An 18170-nucleotide genomic window follows, 5' to 3' on the forward strand; every position below is an offset into this window, starting at 1 on the left:
ATCGGCTCTATGAAATGTGCCGATACAACCGATAGAAAGATCTTGATGTTAGCATGTATTAGTTTAGGGATTGTATGTATTTTTAACAGGACACTGATGCTTTTTATGTCGTGGGATGAAATAGAAATGAGGAATGACCTAGTAAAAAAGGAATTTTCGGTTGTTTGCGCTCGTAGAAATAGTCGGTTTCATTTTTCGCATAATTTCCATCAGAGGAACACGTATCGTATATTTAACATATCTACCGAGAAGTCTCCCACCTCTAAGCGAAGTGTAGGTGGGGGCGGTTCATAGCCTCGCTAATCATCATTGGCATCGTCTTTACCGCAATGAAATTTTGGACATTTCTCCATTAGAGCGTTTTCGTTCAATCGCGATGAAAAGCGGACGGCCAAAAGCCGATTTAACGGCTAGCGGCGTCCGCTTTTCCGTTCCATTTCACTAGTAGCAGCTCGATTAGTAAACGTTTATCGATGGCGCTGCTTTTCATTTGATAATCTGCCTCGGCTAGATCGTTCATGATCGCGAGTAACTCCTGTTCGGAAAATAAAGCGGATTGTCCAATCGCCAGTTTGACACGAAACGGATGCACTTTTAATAAAGAAGCGATATGCTGTTGTCCATAGCCTTGAGCAGCAAGCGATTTTACTTGATATAAAAGCCGAAATTGTCCAGCTAGCAGCGATAAAATTTTAATCGGTTCTTCATTATGCTCAAACAAATCAGACAGTACTTGCAGCGCTTCTCCAACGTTTCGTTGAACAACTTTTTCGATAAGCACAAAAACATTGTGCTCAAGCGTGCGCGAAACAAGCAGTTCTACTGTTTCCTTTTCAATCGTCCCTCCTTGTCCTACAAAAAGCGATAGTTTATCTAATTCATTAGCTAAGGACATCAAATTCGTTCCTGCTAGCTGCAATAGGGTCTCCGCCGCTTCTTGTGTAATAGCCGTTCCGTTAGCGTGTGCTCGGTCATCTATCCACCTACGCAGCTCTTTTTCCCCTAGAGAAAAGGCAGCGGCTACTTCCGCTTCATTCATTAAACGCTTTACGATTTTTTTCCGCTCGTCTAGTTTTTCGTATAAACCGGTGAAGATGACAATGGAAAAAGGCGACGGAGACGTTATGTATTCCTCAAGCTTTTTTAAATTATGCTCTATTTTTTCTTTCGCTTTTTCCGGTGTAAGAAAGTAAGGATTTTTCACAATCACTACCTTCCTTTCCCCGAAAAAAGGAAGCGTCTCCGCCTCCTCAATCGCAACTTCAATAGGAGTCTCTTCACAGTCATATACGGACAAATGAAAATCCCGCTCCTCATCTCGCAAAGCGGCCTGAATAATTCGCTCCTGCGTTTCGTTTAATAAAAATGATTCTGTTCCATATAATAAATAAAGAGGTGCCAATGTTTGTTTTTTGATTTTTCCCCAAAGGTCTACCACCATGTTTCTCTGCTCCATTTCTTTTTTAAAGCGTCCATGATGAAAAGATACACTGTTTTTGGCACATTTACAAGGGAATCGGCGGACGGAAAATGCCGATTCCCATTTATATAAACGTTGATAAACGAGCCCTAGCCGTAGGAACTTGTTTATCAACGGGTATTTTTATATTGTCCCGAGCTGCGCAAACTATTTGTGTTAACTGTTGTCAACGTAGGAAATCGACAATTGTCATGTAGATTTTTTTTTACTTTTGACGTATACTAAAAATGATTGCATGAGGAGGGGTAAAAATCATGAACGAATTTGAAAAAGACGTGCAAAGCAAGCGCAATGATGCGGTTGACTCCGGCGTTGGGTTCGGGGTTTCTTTTGGCTTTTTCGCTACAATGTTCATTATTGCGACATTAGTGAAATTTTTTAGTTCATGATGGAAAAGAGATTGCTTTGAAGCAGTCTCTTTTTTTTGCTCCAATGTTTAGTTAGATGTCGCAGCTAAAACGCATACAGAATCGGTTCACTGTTGCTAGCAGGAAGAAAACTTCTTTCGTGGTGTGATATTATACTATGGCAACATAACAGTAAAGGTTCCGAATTTTTTATTGTATATATATTGAATTGCGCCATGCTGATCAGTACGCAACACCTTAATATGGTGCTTCTGAAGCCGCTCGATGACGTCCGGATGCGGATGGTGGTAACGATTATTTTTTCCGACAGAAATGACAGCAATCTTAGGTTGTATCGTTTGTAAAAAATGCTCTGATGTTGATGTTGCGCTTCCGTGATGGCCTACTTTTAAAATATCAACGCGCAGATGCGGAAAGGCGCGAATCAGCTTCTCCTCGCCTTCCTTTTCTAGATCCCCTGTAAACAGCCATGACAATGCCCCGAGTTTTGCATATACAACGACAGAACGGTTATTATCTGTCGATAGCTCCTTTTCGTCTGACGGATTGAGCACATAAAATATTGCACTGCCTGCTTCCCAACCTTCACCGCGTCCTACTTCCCTTATAGCAACGCCTTGTTTTTTTGCGGCAGCAATAAGCGACATCTGCAACGGTTGTTGCGCTCCCCCTTTACCGATTAACATTTCTTTTACTTGAATAGCGTTAATGACTTCTATGGCCGCTCCCATATGATCCGCATCGCCATGGGTAATGATAAGCCGGTCTAATTTACGAATCCCCTTTGCCTTCAAAAATGGAATGACAATATTGTTCCCCACACTCCATTCCTTTTGCCGTTTTTGCCACGGCTGCTTTGACAACTTCATCTCTCCGCCAGTATCAATGAGGTACACTCCTTTCCGATAGGGCAATTCAATATAAATACAATCTCCTTGTCCAACGTCAAGAACGACTACTTCTCCGTAACGATTGAAATAAGGAACAATCATATGCAAAAATACGACTGCAGCTATCCATAATAAAGAGCGATATTGTTTTTGTTCCATCTGCATAAACGCAAACACAATCGCTATACTATAGCACGTGAGCAAAAATGGTGATGGCCGGCCAAGGATGAGAGATAACGAATGGTGTTGCTTGAAAGCGAGAACCCACTCGTTTGAAATCGTAATGATCTGTTCCAATCCTTTCATCAGAAAACTACTCATAGGCTCGAATATGTAATGAGCAGCTAATGAAACAAGGGAGAGCGGTAAAATCACAAATGAATATAACGGAATGAAAACAATGTTAAATGGAAGGCTTAACAGCGAGAACTCAAAAAAGTGATACAGTAAAAATGGAAGAGCACTGATTTGCGCAATAAGAGTCGTCATAAAAAGACGGGTTAAAGGCGATAAATATTGCTCAATAATCTCTATAGATAAAATAAGGGTGAAGGAAACAATAAACGATAGTTGAAAGCCCGCTTGAAAAAGTGCGTACGGCTGAACAATGAGCATAGCGAGAAAAACGGCGCTGAGGGCATCTAAAGGAAGGATGATTGATTTTTTATAACTAAACCACAGCAAAATCATCGCGGTTAATGAAGCGCGAACCACTGAAGGAGAAGCCCCTGTAATCACCGTGTACACGGGAAGAAGAAGCAAAAGAACGAGCGCCGCTTGCTCTCTTGTAATAAAGCGAATAAACATATAAAAACAGGCTCTGACAAGCAGGGTGACATGTGATCCGGAAATCGCAAGTAAATGGACTAATCCTAATTTTTGATAAGCATCAAGCAAAGAATCATCCATCTCCGTCCGTTCTCCATACACAAGGGCTTGAACGATACCGACAGTCGAAGAGGGAAAAGAGGATTCAATGTCATCTAAACCTTTTTTTCTCATTAAGAGCAAGGATTCATAAACGGTTAACGGCGTTGGGCGGCAATGACGAAGAGAAAAAGAAGAAGGCTGGACGATCCAATGAATGTGTTGAAACCGCAAATATCGCCGATAATCAAAGGCACCGATATTCCGAGCGGGCTCAGGTGTTTTAAGCGTTCCTCGAAATGTACAAATCATGCCAATTTGAATGCCGGAGAGCTGTTGCTGTTCCCGCTCGCTTTTGATGCGATAAACAAGTTGTAGTTTTTCACTTTCATTGATGGTTTTTACGATTCCTTTCAATTGATCGCCGTCGATGGCTGGCGAAGTAATAAAGCGCACAGAAAAATTCATCTGGTCGCGAGAAAGAACGGTTTTGTTATGGCGATCCACCCAAAGCATATACAAAGAGAAAAAGGCAGCAGCGCATAGGCATATAGGCAGGACAGCGCGTTTTCGAATAAAAAGGAATAAAAAATAAAATAGCAGCGCTATGAAATGAAAAGGTTGTAATTGTTGATAGCCAATCACTACTCCACATAAACCGGCAATCGCTATATAAACAACATTCCCTTTCATTTTCGTTCCCCTTTTTGTTCCCCCTGCCGCCTTAGAAATAAAAAGCAGCAGGAGGAATGCTATTTTGGCAGATGTGTTGATTATCCAGTAAAAACTAATTGATATGGCTCTATTCCTAGCTTTTCTGCCGTAGTCGGCAAGGCAAGCTCCACCACCTGGCATACTTAGCATGTCCCCTCAAACAACGAACGCTTTGCAGGCAAATGAATTTGCGAGCTAGCGTTCTTGTGCGAGGCAAGAGACAGAAAAGCTTGTATTTGCCCATATCATTCTGCATTTTTAAGTCAAATAATAGATCAGCAACGCTTGTGCTATTTTTGCAGAAGCAGCAACGTTTCCCGGTCGAACGGGACATGTTTTACAAGGATGTTCGCTTGCTCAAACAATTCAAGAGCGTATGGATGGTTTTTATAGTCTTGGGCGTAGTAGACGGCGCGAATCCCACTTTGGATAATCGCCTTGCAACAATGCAGACAAGGAAAATGCGTCACGTATATCTCCGCACCTTCAGTCGGTACCCCAAACTTAGCGCATTGGATAATGGCGTTCATCTCGGCGTGAATTGTGCGAACACAATGGTTATCAATGACATAACATCCTTCATCAATACAATGCGCTCCTCCAGCGATCGACCCATTATATCCACCTGCGATAATTCGTTTATCGCGGACAATGGTCGCTCCAACTGCTAGACGCGTACATGTGCTGCGCAATGCCAATAAATGGCTCTGTGCCATAAAATATTGATCCCATGTAATCCGTTCCATTCTTAACCTCTCCCCTAACATGACATATAAGATTAGTTTAATGGTCTAAAAAAAAGGCGTCAATTTACCTGTTGAGTAAAATGTACTGGAAATCTGTCTCCTGTTGACTGCATGTTATTTGAAAAGTCTAATGTGATGCGAGCTTAAAGAATAAACTACATCCAGTTATTTAACATGATATTGCAGAATGGACTTCTTCTGCCTACACATCGTTTAGAGGTAGGAGACTTCTCGCTGAATATGTTAAATCAGACATCAACAGTTGTTCTAGCGAATCATAATTTGCTCTTTCATTTTTTCAAGTGATTTCTCCCCAATACCTGATACGTTCAATAAGTCTTCGATTTTTCGAAACGGCCCATTCTTTTCGCGATACTCAATAATCGCCGCTGCTTTCGCTGGACCGATTCCTTCAATTTGCTCAAGCTCCTCGAGCGTCGCGCTATTAATATCGATTTTTTTCTTTTCTTCCTCCGTTGGTGCAGGCGATGGTGAAACAGAAGCGTTCGTTTCCCCTTTCATTGGAACGTAAATCATCATCTCATCATGGACTTTGGCGGCTAAATTGATTTTCGTCTGATCCGCGTCTTTTGTAAATCCCCCTGCCTGTATCACAACGTCATGGACGCGTGCATTCTCAGTTACTTCATATATACCTGGATGTACAACAGCACCTTTAATATCTACAATAACAGCCGCTGGCAGTGATTGTTTCTCAGGCGTTGTGTTGGCTTTCGGTTTCTCGGAAGCCAGAGGCATTGTCGGAGAAAGCGGTCGCTCTTTGTCCCGTTCATAATAAATGAATGCAATGGCCATGAGAAAAATAGCGAGCGCTGCCACATACCATCGTTTCCCATATTTATGGATAAGCTTTTCCACACACCATTCTCCTTTCTAAAAATCGTGCATAAAATTCCGGCTCCTTCATATATATCGTTGAGAGGAGAGATATCGGCTAATAAACAAAGAGGGGGGAGAGCGATGAAAATCGGAGTGATTGGCACAGGAAACATGGGGAGAATTTTAATAGAAGCGCTGCTTGAATCGAAGGCAATCGACGCAACAGAGCTTATTATTACGAACCGCACAATCGAAAAAGCAATCGATATTCAAAAAAAGTATCCTCAACTTGAGGTAGCAGCCAGTCCGGAGAATGTTGTCAAGGGAGCGACTATCATCTTTCTATGCGTCAAACCATTGGATATTTACCCCCTTTTGAAGGAGCTGTCTCCTTATTGGACTAAAGATCATTGTCTCGTTTCCATTACAAGTCCTATTACTGTACAACAGTTGGAGTCCGCTGTTCCTTGCCATGTTGCCCGAGTGATTCCTAGCATTACAAACCGGGCTCTTTCAGGAAGTTCTCTTATGACATTCGGACGCTGTGCGGCTCATTACCGTGCATATATAAAACAGCTATTTCAACATATCTCCAATCCTTACGATATTGAGCAGGATATTACCCGAATCGCCTCCGATTTGGCAAGCTGCGGACCAGCATTTTTCAGTTACTTGCTGCGACAATTCATCGATGCAGCCGTTCGAAAAACAAACATTTCTAAAGAAATGGCGACAGCACTAGCAAGCGAGATGATTATCGGCTTGGGGGAGCTGCTGAAAAAAGGAGTGTATACGCTGCCCGCTTTACAGGAAAAAGTGTGTGTAAGAGGCGGAATTACTGGAGAAGGCATTTCAGTGCTGGAGGAAGAATTAAACGGAATATTTGACCACGTATTTGAAAAAACGCATGCAAAGTTTGGGGAAGAAATTGAGAAAATAAAAAAACAATTCAATGATTAACGTTCCACAAATCGATAAAAAATCCTTCTTACCTTAATAAAAAAGCTGCCCACCATCATAAATGGGCAGCTTATTTTTTGGCCACAAAGAAAATTCTCTCAGCTTGTTCACTAGGCGGCTGCTCATTAAAATCAGCGCTGATCTCCATTATTTTGAATCCAGCATCTATGAGCCACTGTTCATACTCGGAAACAGCAAATGTGCGTTGCACGTGCCATTCATCGTATCGTTCATATCGCCCATCTTCTTCTTGCACAAAAAACGTCAAATCATGCGCTACGGTATGCGGTGTTTCTTCCAACGCATCGCATGTCCAAATATAACTGATTGATTCCTCGTTGCTCGCAAATGTCGCCCCTCGAAAGAGATAGTCGATTTTATAAACGGAATGGACGTCAAACAATAAAAGCCCACCTTCGTGCAAAAGGTCGTAAATACGCCGAAATGTTTGCTGCACATCTTGCTCATGTTCCAAATAGTTAAGCGAATCGCAAAAGATCATAACCGCATCAAAAGGAGCGTAGCCTTCTAGTTCGGTCATGCTTTGTTGAAAAAATTCAACATTCACCCGTTGCAGTTCCGCTTTTGCTTGTGCGATAGCGAGCATATTTTCCGACAAATCAACACCCGTGACATCAAAACCGTCTCTCGCCAACCGAACCGCTAACTCCCCTGTTCCGCATCCAACATCAAGCAGCCGCTTTGTACTCTTTTTTCCATATTGTTGAATTTTTTGATGCACAAAGGCCTTCCATTTGTCATATGGCGCCTCTTTCATCAATTCATCATACCAATATGCGAACGATTCGTAGGTCATTGTACTAAATCACTCGCTATATCTTCAAATGGCGCATCTCCCCAAAGACGTTCTAAATTGTAATATAGTCGGTCATCTTTATGGAATACATGAGCGACAACGTCCCCCAAATCAACTAAAATCCATTTCGCCTCGTCAAAACCTTCTAATCGTTTAACGGAAATCCCGTGTTCTTCAGCTTTTTCTTTAATTTCCCGCGCAATAGCTTGCACCTGCTTTTCGGAATTTCCGTGGCAGATCATAAAATAATCCGCAACAAGGGAAATACCTTTCATATTTAAAGCGACAATATTTTCTGCTTTCTTTTCATCGGCCGCTTGAACAACGACACGCAAAATATCCCGTTCCGTCATGTTTCGATTCCCCCTTTTCTGTTCATAACCATTGCATTATACGTATAAAACGTATCCGGGTAAATCGGTTGATTTTTCTTCATTAAAAATTGAATCGTATTTTTAAGTGCTTGAATGAGTGCCTCGTCTAAATCATGACGCGCCAACTCCCGCACTTCCTCTACCCCCGGAAAAATGCGTCCCGGTTCAATATAGTCTGCAACATAAACCACCTTTTCAAGTGCTGTCATATTGGCGCGTCCAGACGTATGGTAACGAATTGCATTTAAAACCTCTTCGTCTTGGATGCCTACTTCTCTCTGCACTAAGTAAGCCCCCACAGGAGCATGCCATAACTCCATGTTGTATGAAAGCAAGTCGTTTGGCATATTTTGCTCTAAAATGATTTGTTTCATTTCCTCTTTCGGACGAAATTTTGCATAATCATGAAAAATCGCCGCCAACTCTGCTTTTTTTTCATCGACTCCATACTTTCTCGCCAGTTCAATGGCCGTCTCCATAACACCGAGCGTATGTTGATAGCGATGTTCAGTCAATTGTTTTTTCACTATTTCTAACGCTTTATGGCGCTCCATATAATCCCTTCCCCTCAATATACAATCTTACGCGTTCCGGCACTAAATACCGAATGCTTTTTCCCTGTTTCACACGCTCGCGGATAAGAGAAGAAGAAACTGCAAATTCAGGAATTTCCACTTCCACAAGCGGATATGTTGTATGAAGGGAAAATCCCGGCCGCTTCACACCAACAAACGTGACCAATTGAACAAGCTGATCAATACAATGCCAATGCGGCAAATATTCTACCATGTCGGCACCGATAATAAAATAAAATTCACATGCAGGATACAGCTCTTTTAATTGACGCATTGTATCATACGTATATGAAGGGCCCTCTCTCTGCAATTCAATCGTCTCTATCTTAAATTGCGGGTGATCGACGATTGCCAGTTTCAGCATATGCAATCGATCGGCGCTATTGGTAACCTGCTCATGGCGTTTATGGGGAGGGATACGATTCGGCATAAACCAAATTTCCGATAGATTAAGTGCGTGCATCACTTCGTTGGCCATTAACAAATGGCCGTTGTGTGGCGGGTCGAATGTCCCCCCAAAAATCCCGATTTTCTGCATACTCCCTTCTCCTTATGAACCCGGGTATTCATATATCAGGGTAAAATAATTTGCTTGTTTTCTTTTGATTCTTTATAAAGCACAATCGTGTTCCCAATCGTTTGGACAAGCTCCGCTTTCGCTCCGGAAGCAAGCTGCGCTGCCACCGTTTCCTTGTCGTCTTCACAGTTTTGCAATATGCTTACCTTAATCAATTCACGCGCCTCGAGGGCATCTATAATTTGCTTTACCATATTTTCATTCACTCCGCCCTTTCCTACCTGAAAAATAGGCTTCAAATGGTGGGCTTTTGCTCGCAAAAATCGTTTTTGTTTTCCAGTTAACATTCTTTTCCTCCTAACTGTTGTATCACAATTCGTCTCATGCGTTCCACATTTGGGAAAATTCCTGTCCATTTTTCAAACGCCAGCGCTCCTTGGTAAACGAACATTCCGACGCCGTTTTGTACGACCGCGCCTTTTTCTTTTGCTTCCCGCAACCATTTCGTTTCAAGCGGATTATAAATAATGTCGCTAACAATCGTATTCACTCTTAAATTCTCAAGAGAAAGCGGCGTCGCATCAACATTCGGATAAAGGCCGACAGATGTTGTGTTAATGACGATCTCATACTCGGCTAAACGCTCCTCTGCCTCTTGAAGCGAGTAAGCTGCGGATGCAATCGAAACGGCGGATTGTTCAATTAATTGCTCGGCATTGCTTTTCGTGCGATTGCAAACGTCGATCCGCGAGGCTTGAGCGCTTGCTAATGCAAAATAAATGCCTCTAGCCGCTCCCCCTGCCCCGACGAGCAGCACACGTTTTCCTTTAATGTCCGTCTTTGTTTCCTCGCAAAGCGCTCGCACAAAGCCGGGACCATCTGTATTATAGCCGATTAAGCGGCCATTTTCATTGACAATCGTATTGACAGCTCCAATCTGTCTTGCCATGTTATCGATTTCATCCAACAGAGGAATAACGGCCGTTTTATGAGGGATCGTCACGTTTACCCCCGCTATCCCGAGTGCCTTCAATCCTTTGATCGCATCACGCAAATGCTCTTTCTCTACATGAAAAGCGTAATAATGGCCGGCAATTCCGAGCTCTCGAAACGCATCGTTGTGCATGACTGGCGATAAAGAATGATGAACAGGACAACCAAGCACCCCGTAAATATTGGCCATTTTCCTCTCCCCCTTTGTCGTTAAATAAGCGATTTTCTAATCACCACATTGACTCCTTTTGGCACATGTGCAACGATTTGCGCTCCCGGTTCATTGCACGTCACCCATCCAAGTCCTGAGAATACAATATCCGTTTTCGGTTCTTTGATCGTAAATGAGTGAGCCACTAGCTCCGGAAACTGCTCTGCATAGCTTTTGCGCGGCGGCTGCAACAATTCGCCTCGTTGTTTTTCATAAAGTTCATCCGCTCTATCTAGTTTTGTCCGATGAATGGACAAGTCATTGGCAAAATAACAAACGAATGAACGACGTCCCCCTTTTATATAATCAAATCGTGCTAAACCGCCGAAAAATAGCGTCTGTTGTTCATTTAATTGGTAGACTTTTGGACGGATCTCCCGCTTTGGCGTAATAAGTTTTAAATCCTTTTTATCAATAAAATGCGCCATTTGATGATGATTAATAATTCCTGGAGTATCGTAAATAGCAGCACCGTCGTCAAGCGGAATTTCAATAAGATCAAGCGTTGTGCCCGGAAAATATGATGTCGTAATAACGCTTCCTTCTCCTGTTACTTCTTGAATAATCCGATTGATAAACGTCGATTTTCCGACATTCGTGCAGCCGACAACATAAACATCTTTTCCCGAACGGTACGTTTCAATCAATTCGATGACTTGCTTCATACCGATTCCCTTAGCAGCGCTGATTAAAGCAACGTCGAGCGGCTTGAGCCCTAATTCTTTTGCTGACTTTTTCATCCATTGAATTAGTTTTGGATATTTCACCGATTTTGGCAGCAAATCAACTTTATTGCCGACAAGCAAAATCGGATTGCCGCCAACAAAACGATGCAACCCTGGTAACCAGCTGCCGTTGAAGTCAAAAATATCGACAATCTTCACAACAAGCGCATCCGATTGACCGATTCCGTGTAAAATTCTTAAAAAGTCGTCATCGTTTAATGATACGTCTTGAATATCATTGTAATGTTTTAAGCGAAAGCAGCGTTGGCAAATAATCTCTTCCTTTTCTAAAGCGCTAGGAGGAGCGTAGCCGATTTTATTCTCATCTTCTGTCTGAATATGCGCTCCACAGCCAATGCAACGAATCATTACATCATTCCTCCCAATACACCATTCCTTTTCGTTTCATCATATGCAAAAGTTTCCGTTCAATTTTTCGGTTGAACCTCGTCCAAAACCCATCTGTTTGCGCGACAGGGACGACTAAAATCGTATGAAAGCCCCCGCGATTGCCTCCCAATACATCCGTCAGCAGCTGATCACCAATCACAACAACCTCTTCTTTTTTTAAGTTCATTTCTTTTAACGCCTGCAAAAATGCTCGCGTCATCGGCTTTTTCGCAGCATAAATGAACGGGATTTCCAGAGGCTCAGCAAACGATTTCACTCGTTGTTCGTTATTATTCGATACGATGACAATTTGAATGCCGCTCTGTTTCATTTTTTCAAACCATTGTACAAGCCTCGGTGGCGCTGATGGCCGATCCCACTCTACAAGCGTGTTGTCCAAGTCGGTAATAATTCCTTTAATCCCTTTATTTTTTAATTGGTCAGGCGTAATTTCCAAAACGCTTTTTGCGTATTCATTCGGCAAAAAATAACGAAGCACTTGTTTCCCCTACCTTTCGTTTCTCTTCAAGCCTTCCCCATCATACATAATTTTTGATACAGTTTCAAAACAAACTTTTACAAATATATACATAATCAAAAAACTTTTCGACAAAATTCTGCTTTTATTTTTCTGTGGATAACATTACTCACATCGTTCACAAGCATTTCATCTCATTCCCAGATGATTATAAACACCTTTTCCACACATTATCCACCATCTCTTGTGGATAACAGAACGATTGTTCTCCACTCATAATCATGATAAAGTAAAGAAAAGATAACTTACCATTATATGTATTGGTTGTAACTTTTATTCCATCGTTAAAGGAGGTTTCTCGCCATGAAACATTTATCGGACGATTTGCTCATTGAATCGTACTTTAAAGCCAGAGAGCTAAAGCTAAGTCCCGAATTTATTGAATTGATTGAAAGAGAAATTCTCCGGCGTTCACTAGGGCATAAAATTAAATTATCGTTATAACGGAGCCATTGCGCTCTTTTTTTATTTCCAATAACCGATTCGCTCGCCCACTTTGATCGCCATCGGCACCGTCATTTTTTCATCGAGTTCTACACTATCCTTCTCAAACAATAATACAACGGTTGAACCGAATGAAAAATATGCCATTTCCTCCCCCTTTATAAGGTGTTCGTTCGGATGGGTAAGTTCAATGCTGTTCACAAACATCGCTCCTACTTTGACAATGGCGACGTGCTTCCCATTTGAAACCACCTCTGTAATCATGCGGTAGTTTTTCGATAGCGGCTGTTTACCGTATTTCAATCCGAGACGATTAACGGGATACGATCTTTTTCCAAGCGACCATTGACGAGTGATCACTCCAGATATTGGGCTATGGATTCGATGATAATGGCTTGGACTTAAATACAAAATAATAAATAATCCGTTTAAGTACTTTTCAGCAATTGATGCGCTTCCGAGCATTTCGGAAATCGAATACCGTTTTCCCTTCACAATGATTTCCTTTTGGTCGCTGATGATCCCGACATCCTCAATCACCGCATCGACGGGGCTGATGATGCTGTCAGGAGATTCATCAATCGGCCGCGCATCAGCTTTCAATTTGCGGATAAACAATTGCTGCAACGTCTTATAATGATGCAAATTTTTTTCCATCTCTTCTTGGTTAATTTGATACACTTTTGCATAAGATGGAATGAGCCAAGCGCTCAATCGCGATTTTGTAAAAAAAGCAATAAATTTTGACGAAATGGCATGATTGGTTAATTCAATCATGATTCGGTATAACCATTTTAACAAGCATATTCCCTCCAATTTTGAACAGAATCATCGTTTTACTACTTCCCATATTATAAATAAAATGAGTATAATGAAAGTATATATTTGCCGTTTCGTTCCATAGTTAAAAAGGAGTGAGGAGAAATGTTTTTATCCGATTATCTAGACCATACAATAAAAAAGCTAAAAGCCAACACCGCTAATATATTGACGTTAACTAACCTCTCTTTAGGCGGTTTGTCTGTCATATTTACGATGAAAGGGCAGTTAAATGCCAGCTTGCTTTTGATTTTTTTAGCAGCACTCGCTGATCGGTTCGATGGAACGGTTGCGCGGAAGCTTAATATCGAATCTGAACTCGGAAAACAATTGGACTCAATGAGTGATATTATATCATTTGGAGTGGCACCTGCACTATTGATTTATCAAAGTTTATTGCATGATTTTGGCGTACCGGGTGCATTTTTCACGATTTTATATATCGGCTGTGGTGCGTTTCGCTTAGCACGTTTTAACATTACCGAAAACAACGGTTATTTTTCCGGCTTGCCAATTACAGCGGCGGGTGTGCTCCTTACATTGAGCTATTTGACAATTCATTACTTTCCGCCACAATTTTTCATTTTTCTAATTATGATTTTATCCTTCTTAATGGTCGGAACATTCAAGTTGAAGAAAGTATGAAAATAATGGAAGTCAAAAAAGCTGTCCTACATCAATGGGCAGCTTTTCTATTTATTGTGTATAAATTTAAAGTTTCGTACCAAATTCCCTTTTCAACCTATTGTATTAATTATATGATAAATTTAAGCGTGAAATCATGTTTTCACAAAAAACGAAGCAATCGTCTTTGCATGTTGAACGAGTAATGGGGGGATTTACTTTGGACAGAACATCAATCATCGGTATTATTCTTGGAATTATTGCTGTAGGGGTCGGAATGTATTTTAAAGGAGTAAGCCCTAGCGTATTAATCAACCCTGCCGCATTTTTAATTATTATAGTGGGGACAGCTGCTTCGGTTACGATCGCTTTCCCAACGCGCGACATTAAGCGGCTTCCTAAGTTGTTTGCTGTTATTTTTAAAGAACAGAAAATTCCGACAGTAGAAGAACTTATTCCTCTCTTTGTGGAATGGGCAAACATTGCTCGCCGCGAAGGATTATTGGCGTTAGAGGCAAAAGTTGCGGAGATCGAGGACCCGTTTTTACGTAACGGATTGAGCTTAGCGATTGACGGACAAACGCAAGACTTTATTCGCGATGTGATGTCTGAAGAAATTTCGGCAATGGAGGAACGCCATCAAGCGAATGCCGCTATTTTTACACAAGCTGGAACATACGCTCCAACTCTAGGAGTGCTTGGAGCCGTTGTCGGATTAATTGCTGCTTTAGGAAATATGGATAACGTATCAGAATTAGGGCATGCAATTAGTGCAGCGTTCGTGGCGACATTAATGGGGATTTTCACCGGATACGTTTTATGGCATCCATTTGCTAATAAATTAAAGCGAAAATCGAAGGAAGAAGTCAAAGTAAGACAATTGATGATCGAAGGGGTTTTATCAATTTTAGAAGGACAAGCCCCTCGCGCCATTGAGCAAAAATTATCATCGTATCTCCCAGAGAATGAACGAAAAAAATTAATGGAACAGGGAGAGGCAACAAATGGGTAAAAAAAAGAAGCAGCACCACGAAGATCATATTGATGAGACATGGCTTATTCCATACGCCGATCTTTTGACACTACTTCTCGCTTTATTTATCGTCCTGTTTGCGAGCAGCCAAATCGATCAAAAAAAGTTTCAGGAGATCGCCCGATCTTTTAGTAGCGCTTTATCAGGAGGAGCAGGAGTGCTTGATTTTCCAAGCCCTGTTGAGCAGAACAACCCAAAAACATCGATTCCTAACAAAGAACGATTAACTAAAAAGCAGCAGGAAGCAGCGATTGAACAAAAAGAATTGCGAGAAATTCAAGCAAAAATTAATCAATATATCGAAAAACAACATTTGCAAGGCGAGTTAAAAACAACGCTCACAGAGGAAGGCTTATTAATAACGATTTTAAATGATATTTTATTTGATTCGGGAAGCGCTGATGTAAGACCGCAAGATAAGCAAATTGCCAAGGAGATTTCTCGCTTGCTTGTAATGAACCCGCCGCGCAGCATTATTATTAGCGGTCACACTGATAACGTTCCAATTCATAACTCAAAGTTTGCATCAAACTGGGAATTAAGTGTGATGCGGGCGGTTAACTTTATGAAGGTGTTGTTAGAAAACAAGCAGCTTGATCCGCGCTGGTTTAGCGCTAAAGGATATGGAGAATTTAAACCAGTAGCGTCTAACGCCACTCCAGAGGGACGGCTGAAAAACCGTCGCGTTGAAATCCTGATCACGCCAAATACAGCAACAACAAAGTAAAAAGGCTGACCATAGTCAGCCTTTTTACTTTGTCAAAGCTTATATCGTTTTGAATGAGTAACATACCCCTTGCCTGTCTATGAACAACGCCATTTCTTATGAAAATAAGAGGGCGTTGCATTCTCATAAACCGCATACAACAAGATATAAGTGTTTATTTCACGCTGTATTACTAAATCTTAAATGAAAATTTAATCACACCCGCTTTTACCATTGCCTCGATAATGATGACAAGCGCAGGGCCAATGAACAGACCAATAAAACCTAGCAATCGGAAGCCTAAGTACACGCTTACTAAAGCCGCCAATGGACTAATGCCTAGATTAGAAGAGAAAATCTTCGGTTCGATGATTCGACGGACTACCGTAATAACAGCGAATAAAACAATAAGGCCAATTCCTGTTCCTTCATGACCGTTGGCAATATTAAAAATTCCCCAAGGCACAAGCACAGAGCCCGTTCCTAAAATCGGCAAAATATCCACAATTACAATTAATAGTGAAAAAAGAATCGGATAATCGACTTTCAATATTAATAATCCGCCCAAAGCAAGAAGAAAAGTAATAGCGCTCAATAAAAACTGCGCCTTAATAAAGCCGACTCCCGCCCGGCTTAGCTGTGTAGTGACAATCGTTAAACGCTGCTTCGTTCGCTCCGATAGATGGTTTTCGATTCGATCTTTCAAATTCGGCCAATCTAAGCTAATCAGAAACAACGCCACCAAATAGACAAGAAAATGGATAATAAACTCTGGAATCATCGTCACGTAGCGAATCATTGATTGAGTGACGTTAGTAGCAAAGGAGAGAAGCAAATTCTTTACCGTTTCCACACTATTCTCGAGCGAAACAATGACCTGCTTTGGAATTGAGCTAGAATAAGATTGCCATTTTTGAATTAATTGGTTCACAACTGTCGTCACTTCCGACAGAAGAAACGGGAGCTTTTCGGAAAACATCATTGTTTGTTGAACAAGAATGGCCACAATGAAATAGGCAAAAAAACCAATCGCTAACACAAACAGCGAAAAAACCGCCGTCACTGCGTGAATACGTTTCAAACGGCCGCCTTTTTGCAATTTTTTAACCGCTGGCTCCAGCAAAAATGCGGTAACAAACGCAAAAATAAGAGGCAAACTGTAAGGAACTAGATAAAAAACAGCTGCCACAAGCAAACCAAGAACAATCCACTTTTTCATCTCGTCTCATTCATCCCATTTCTTTTTAATTTCAGTGCTATATAAAGCTTTGTTCACTCCACCATATTGCGATTAATCTTCACAAAGGTGGACAATCGAACCAAAAATACCGAAATCTATATTGGAACTTATAGATATAAAATAAATATAACAATTGAACCTCTAATCACTAGACAATAAAACTTCTATACTGTCATTTTCAACGAAGTACGAATTAGCAGATGCCCCATAATTTCTATCGTTAAATTGCAATTTCATTATAGGCTCACCGCTTTATCCTAGCTGTTAAGGCTGTTTTCACGCTACAGATAAACAACCTTAAATATTGCAGGAGAACGGGAGACAGCTGGCGAAGCTCATTTGCACAGCTACACCATGATATATTTGTTCAATATCATTGTAACATAAAGAACGGACTTACGAGAAGGTTTTAGCTTTTCGCAAGTCCGAAGGCAAATCTTTTTATCGATAAACAATCATATAACCGCCAAAAACGAGTGCTACTGTCAACCCTTTCAAAATATCCCTGTCATTTGCAGCGTCAATACGAGCAGCCCAAGGATCCATACATATACAGCGAATGCTTTCAACGAATGTTTTTGTAAATAACGGATCATCCAACGAACGGCGATATAGCCGAATAAAGCGGATGAAATCGCTCCGATCGCTAAAGCACTTGCAGAAATGTTTTCTGCTTTCCCCTCGAATAAATCAAACGACTGCAGGACAATCCCGCCGGCGATCGCTGGTATCGATAGTAGGAAGGAAAAATAAGCAGCGGTTTCGCGATCTAACTTGCGAATGAGACCGCCGACAATGGTTAAACCAGAACGGGAAATGGCCGGAAAAATCGCAGCAGCTTGAAACGTGCCGATTACAAATGCATCAGTATATGTAATATCCTCCATTCGCTTATAACCATTTTTAATTCCGTCCGCTCCCCAAAGGAAAAGGCCGGTAATCAAAAATTCCCAACCGATTGTGATCCCTGTTTTTGAAATGTTTTCGAAGTAATCTTTAAATAATAGTCCGACAACGACAGCTGGTATCGTGCCGACCACGAGTAAAAATGTGAGTTTGCTTAATGGTTTTCGAACCATATAAAATAATTCCTCTTTATAAAAAACAAATACGGCAAGCAATGTTCCGATGTGCAGCATTGTATCAAGAAATAATCCTGCTTCATCTAGCCCGAATAAATGCCTTCCTAAATACAAATGGCCGGTACTGCTAATCGGCAAAAATTCAGTCAATCCTTGAATCAGCCCTAAAATAAACGCTTCTATTTTTGTCATGTTCCTCCTCCTTCTTCTCCCCCAT

Annotated in this window: 21 protein-coding genes; 6 read left to right on the forward strand and 15 right to left on the reverse strand. The window is 41.3% G+C overall.

Features of this window, described 5'->3' with window-relative positions; translation table 11 throughout:
- Positions 1–403: 403 nt before the first annotated feature.
- Positions 404–1441 carry a DNA polymerase III subunit delta gene (gene holA / locus N667_RS0101185; RefSeq protein ID WP_027407863.1) on the reverse strand — a complete coding sequence of 346 codons (1038 nt, stop codon included), beginning with the start codon at positions 1439–1441 and terminating at the stop codon, positions 404–406.
- Between the two features lie 293 nt (positions 1442–1734).
- Between holA and N667_RS19245 the strand changes: the two genes are divergently transcribed.
- Positions 1735–1869, forward strand: coding sequence for a YqzM family protein (locus N667_RS19245; protein ID WP_027407864.1), 135 nt, complete (start codon positions 1735–1737; stop codon positions 1867–1869).
- Positions 1870–2003: 134 nt separating this feature from the next.
- Here the strand turns inward: N667_RS19245 and N667_RS0101195 are convergent, their stop codons facing one another.
- From N667_RS0101195 to N667_RS0101205, 3 genes are all read right to left on the reverse strand, one after another.
- Complete coding sequence (locus tag N667_RS0101195; RefSeq protein ID WP_027407865.1) at positions 2004–4298, reverse strand: DNA internalization-related competence protein ComEC/Rec2; 2295 nt, start codon at positions 4296–4298, stop codon at positions 2004–2006.
- A 311-nt stretch (positions 4299–4609) separates the two neighbouring features.
- Entirely contained in the window at positions 4610–5065 is a 456-nt protein-coding gene (locus N667_RS0101200; RefSeq protein WP_027407866.1) for a ComE operon protein 2, read from the reverse strand.
- 267 nt (positions 5066–5332) lie between these two features.
- Positions 5333–5944, reverse strand: a complete 612-nt coding sequence (locus N667_RS0101205) for a helix-hairpin-helix domain-containing protein (protein ID WP_027407867.1) — start codon at positions 5942–5944, stop codon at positions 5333–5335.
- A gap of 102 nt (positions 5945–6046) precedes the next feature.
- Here N667_RS0101205 and comER point away from each other — a divergent pair, with 102 nt between their 5' ends.
- The gene (comER, locus tag N667_RS0101210; RefSeq protein WP_027407868.1) at positions 6047–6865 is read left to right on the forward strand and encodes a late competence protein ComER; all 819 of its coding nucleotides are present in this window, start codon (positions 6047–6049) and stop codon (positions 6863–6865) included.
- Positions 6866–6935: 70 nt separating this feature from the next.
- On the opposite strand, the gene N667_RS0101215 is transcribed toward comER, so the two are convergent.
- The 8 genes from N667_RS0101215 to N667_RS0101250 are packed head-to-tail and all read right to left on the reverse strand — an operon-like array spanning position 6936 to position 11966.
- Positions 6936–7682 (reverse strand): class I SAM-dependent DNA methyltransferase, encoded by a 747-nt coding sequence (locus N667_RS0101215; protein WP_027407869.1) that lies wholly within the window; start codon positions 7680–7682, stop codon positions 6936–6938.
- Positions 7679–8035 carry a ribosome silencing factor gene (gene rsfS / locus N667_RS0101220; protein ID WP_027407870.1) on the reverse strand — a complete coding sequence of 119 codons (357 nt, stop codon included), beginning with the start codon at positions 8033–8035 and terminating at the stop codon, positions 7679–7681. Before rsfS ends, N667_RS0101215 begins: the two co-directional genes overlap by 4 nt.
- A complete protein-coding gene (gene yqeK / locus N667_RS0101225; RefSeq protein WP_027407871.1) occupies positions 8032–8610 on the reverse strand; it encodes a bis(5'-nucleosyl)-tetraphosphatase (symmetrical) YqeK in 579 nt (192 codons plus the stop codon). The genes rsfS and yqeK overlap by 4 nt, the downstream gene beginning before the upstream one ends.
- Positions 8597–9169, reverse strand: a complete 573-nt coding sequence (locus tag N667_RS0101230; protein ID WP_027407872.1) for a nicotinate-nucleotide adenylyltransferase — start codon at positions 9167–9169, stop codon at positions 8597–8599. Before N667_RS0101230 ends, yqeK begins: the two co-directional genes overlap by 14 nt.
- A 35-nt stretch (positions 9170–9204) precedes the next feature.
- Entirely contained in the window at positions 9205–9495 is a 291-nt protein-coding gene (gene yhbY / locus N667_RS0101235; RefSeq protein ID WP_027407873.1) for a ribosome assembly RNA-binding protein YhbY, read from the reverse strand.
- Positions 9489–10331 carry a shikimate dehydrogenase gene (gene aroE, locus N667_RS0101240; protein ID WP_027407874.1) on the reverse strand — a complete coding sequence of 281 codons (843 nt, stop codon included), beginning with the start codon at positions 10329–10331 and terminating at the stop codon, positions 9489–9491. The genes yhbY and aroE overlap by 7 nt, the downstream gene beginning before the upstream one ends.
- A 20-nt stretch (positions 10332–10351) precedes the next feature.
- On the reverse strand, positions 10352–11446 hold the full coding sequence (yqeH, locus tag N667_RS0101245; protein WP_035097753.1) for a ribosome biogenesis GTPase YqeH: 1095 nt from the start codon (positions 11444–11446) through the stop codon (positions 10352–10354).
- A 4-nt stretch (positions 11447–11450) separates the two neighbouring features.
- Positions 11451–11966: a YqeG family HAD IIIA-type phosphatase gene (locus N667_RS0101250; protein WP_027407876.1), complete on the reverse strand. Its 516-nt coding sequence runs from the start codon at positions 11964–11966 to the stop codon at positions 11451–11453.
- Positions 11967–12308: 342 nt separating this feature from the next.
- Between N667_RS0101250 and N667_RS0101255 the strand changes: the two genes are divergently transcribed.
- On the forward strand, positions 12309–12449 hold the full coding sequence (locus N667_RS0101255) for a sporulation histidine kinase inhibitor Sda (RefSeq protein ID WP_027407877.1): 141 nt from the start codon (positions 12309–12311) through the stop codon (positions 12447–12449).
- A 21-nt stretch (positions 12450–12470) separates the two neighbouring features.
- Here N667_RS0101255 and N667_RS0101260 read toward each other — a convergent pair whose 3' ends face one another.
- Positions 12471–13250, reverse strand: a complete 780-nt coding sequence (locus N667_RS0101260) for a phosphatidylserine decarboxylase (protein WP_027407878.1) — start codon at positions 13248–13250, stop codon at positions 12471–12473.
- Between the two features lie 123 nt (positions 13251–13373).
- Between N667_RS0101260 and pssA the strand changes: the two genes are divergently transcribed.
- The 3 genes from pssA (at position 13374) to motB (ending at position 15652) form a co-directional block, all read left to right on the forward strand.
- Positions 13374–13913: a CDP-diacylglycerol--serine O-phosphatidyltransferase gene (gene pssA / locus N667_RS0101265; RefSeq protein ID WP_027407879.1), complete on the forward strand. Its 540-nt coding sequence runs from the start codon at positions 13374–13376 to the stop codon at positions 13911–13913.
- Between the two features lie 199 nt (positions 13914–14112).
- Positions 14113–14904, forward strand: coding sequence for a flagellar motor stator protein MotA (gene motA, locus N667_RS0101270; protein WP_027407880.1), 792 nt, complete (start codon positions 14113–14115; stop codon positions 14902–14904).
- Entirely contained in the window at positions 14897–15652 is a 756-nt protein-coding gene (gene motB / locus N667_RS0101275; RefSeq protein WP_027407881.1) for a flagellar motor protein MotB, read from the forward strand. Before motA ends, motB begins: the two co-directional genes overlap by 8 nt.
- Positions 15653–15824: 172 nt before the next feature.
- On the opposite strand, the gene ytvI is transcribed toward motB, so the two are convergent.
- Both ytvI and N667_RS0101285 read right to left on the reverse strand, forming a co-directional pair.
- Positions 15825–16850 carry a sporulation integral membrane protein YtvI gene (gene ytvI, locus N667_RS0101280; protein WP_027407882.1) on the reverse strand — a complete coding sequence of 342 codons (1026 nt, stop codon included), beginning with the start codon at positions 16848–16850 and terminating at the stop codon, positions 15825–15827.
- Positions 16851–17365: 515 nt separating this feature from the next.
- Positions 17366–18145: an undecaprenyl-diphosphate phosphatase gene (locus N667_RS0101285; RefSeq protein WP_027407883.1), complete on the reverse strand. Its 780-nt coding sequence runs from the start codon at positions 18143–18145 to the stop codon at positions 17366–17368.
- Positions 18146–18170 lie beyond the last annotated feature (25 nt).

Origin of the sequence: Anoxybacillus tepidamans PS2, from assembly GCF_000620165.1 — a bacterium.
Taxonomy (GTDB): domain Bacteria; phylum Bacillota; class Bacilli; order Bacillales; family Anoxybacillaceae; genus Anoxybacteroides; species Anoxybacteroides tepidamans_A.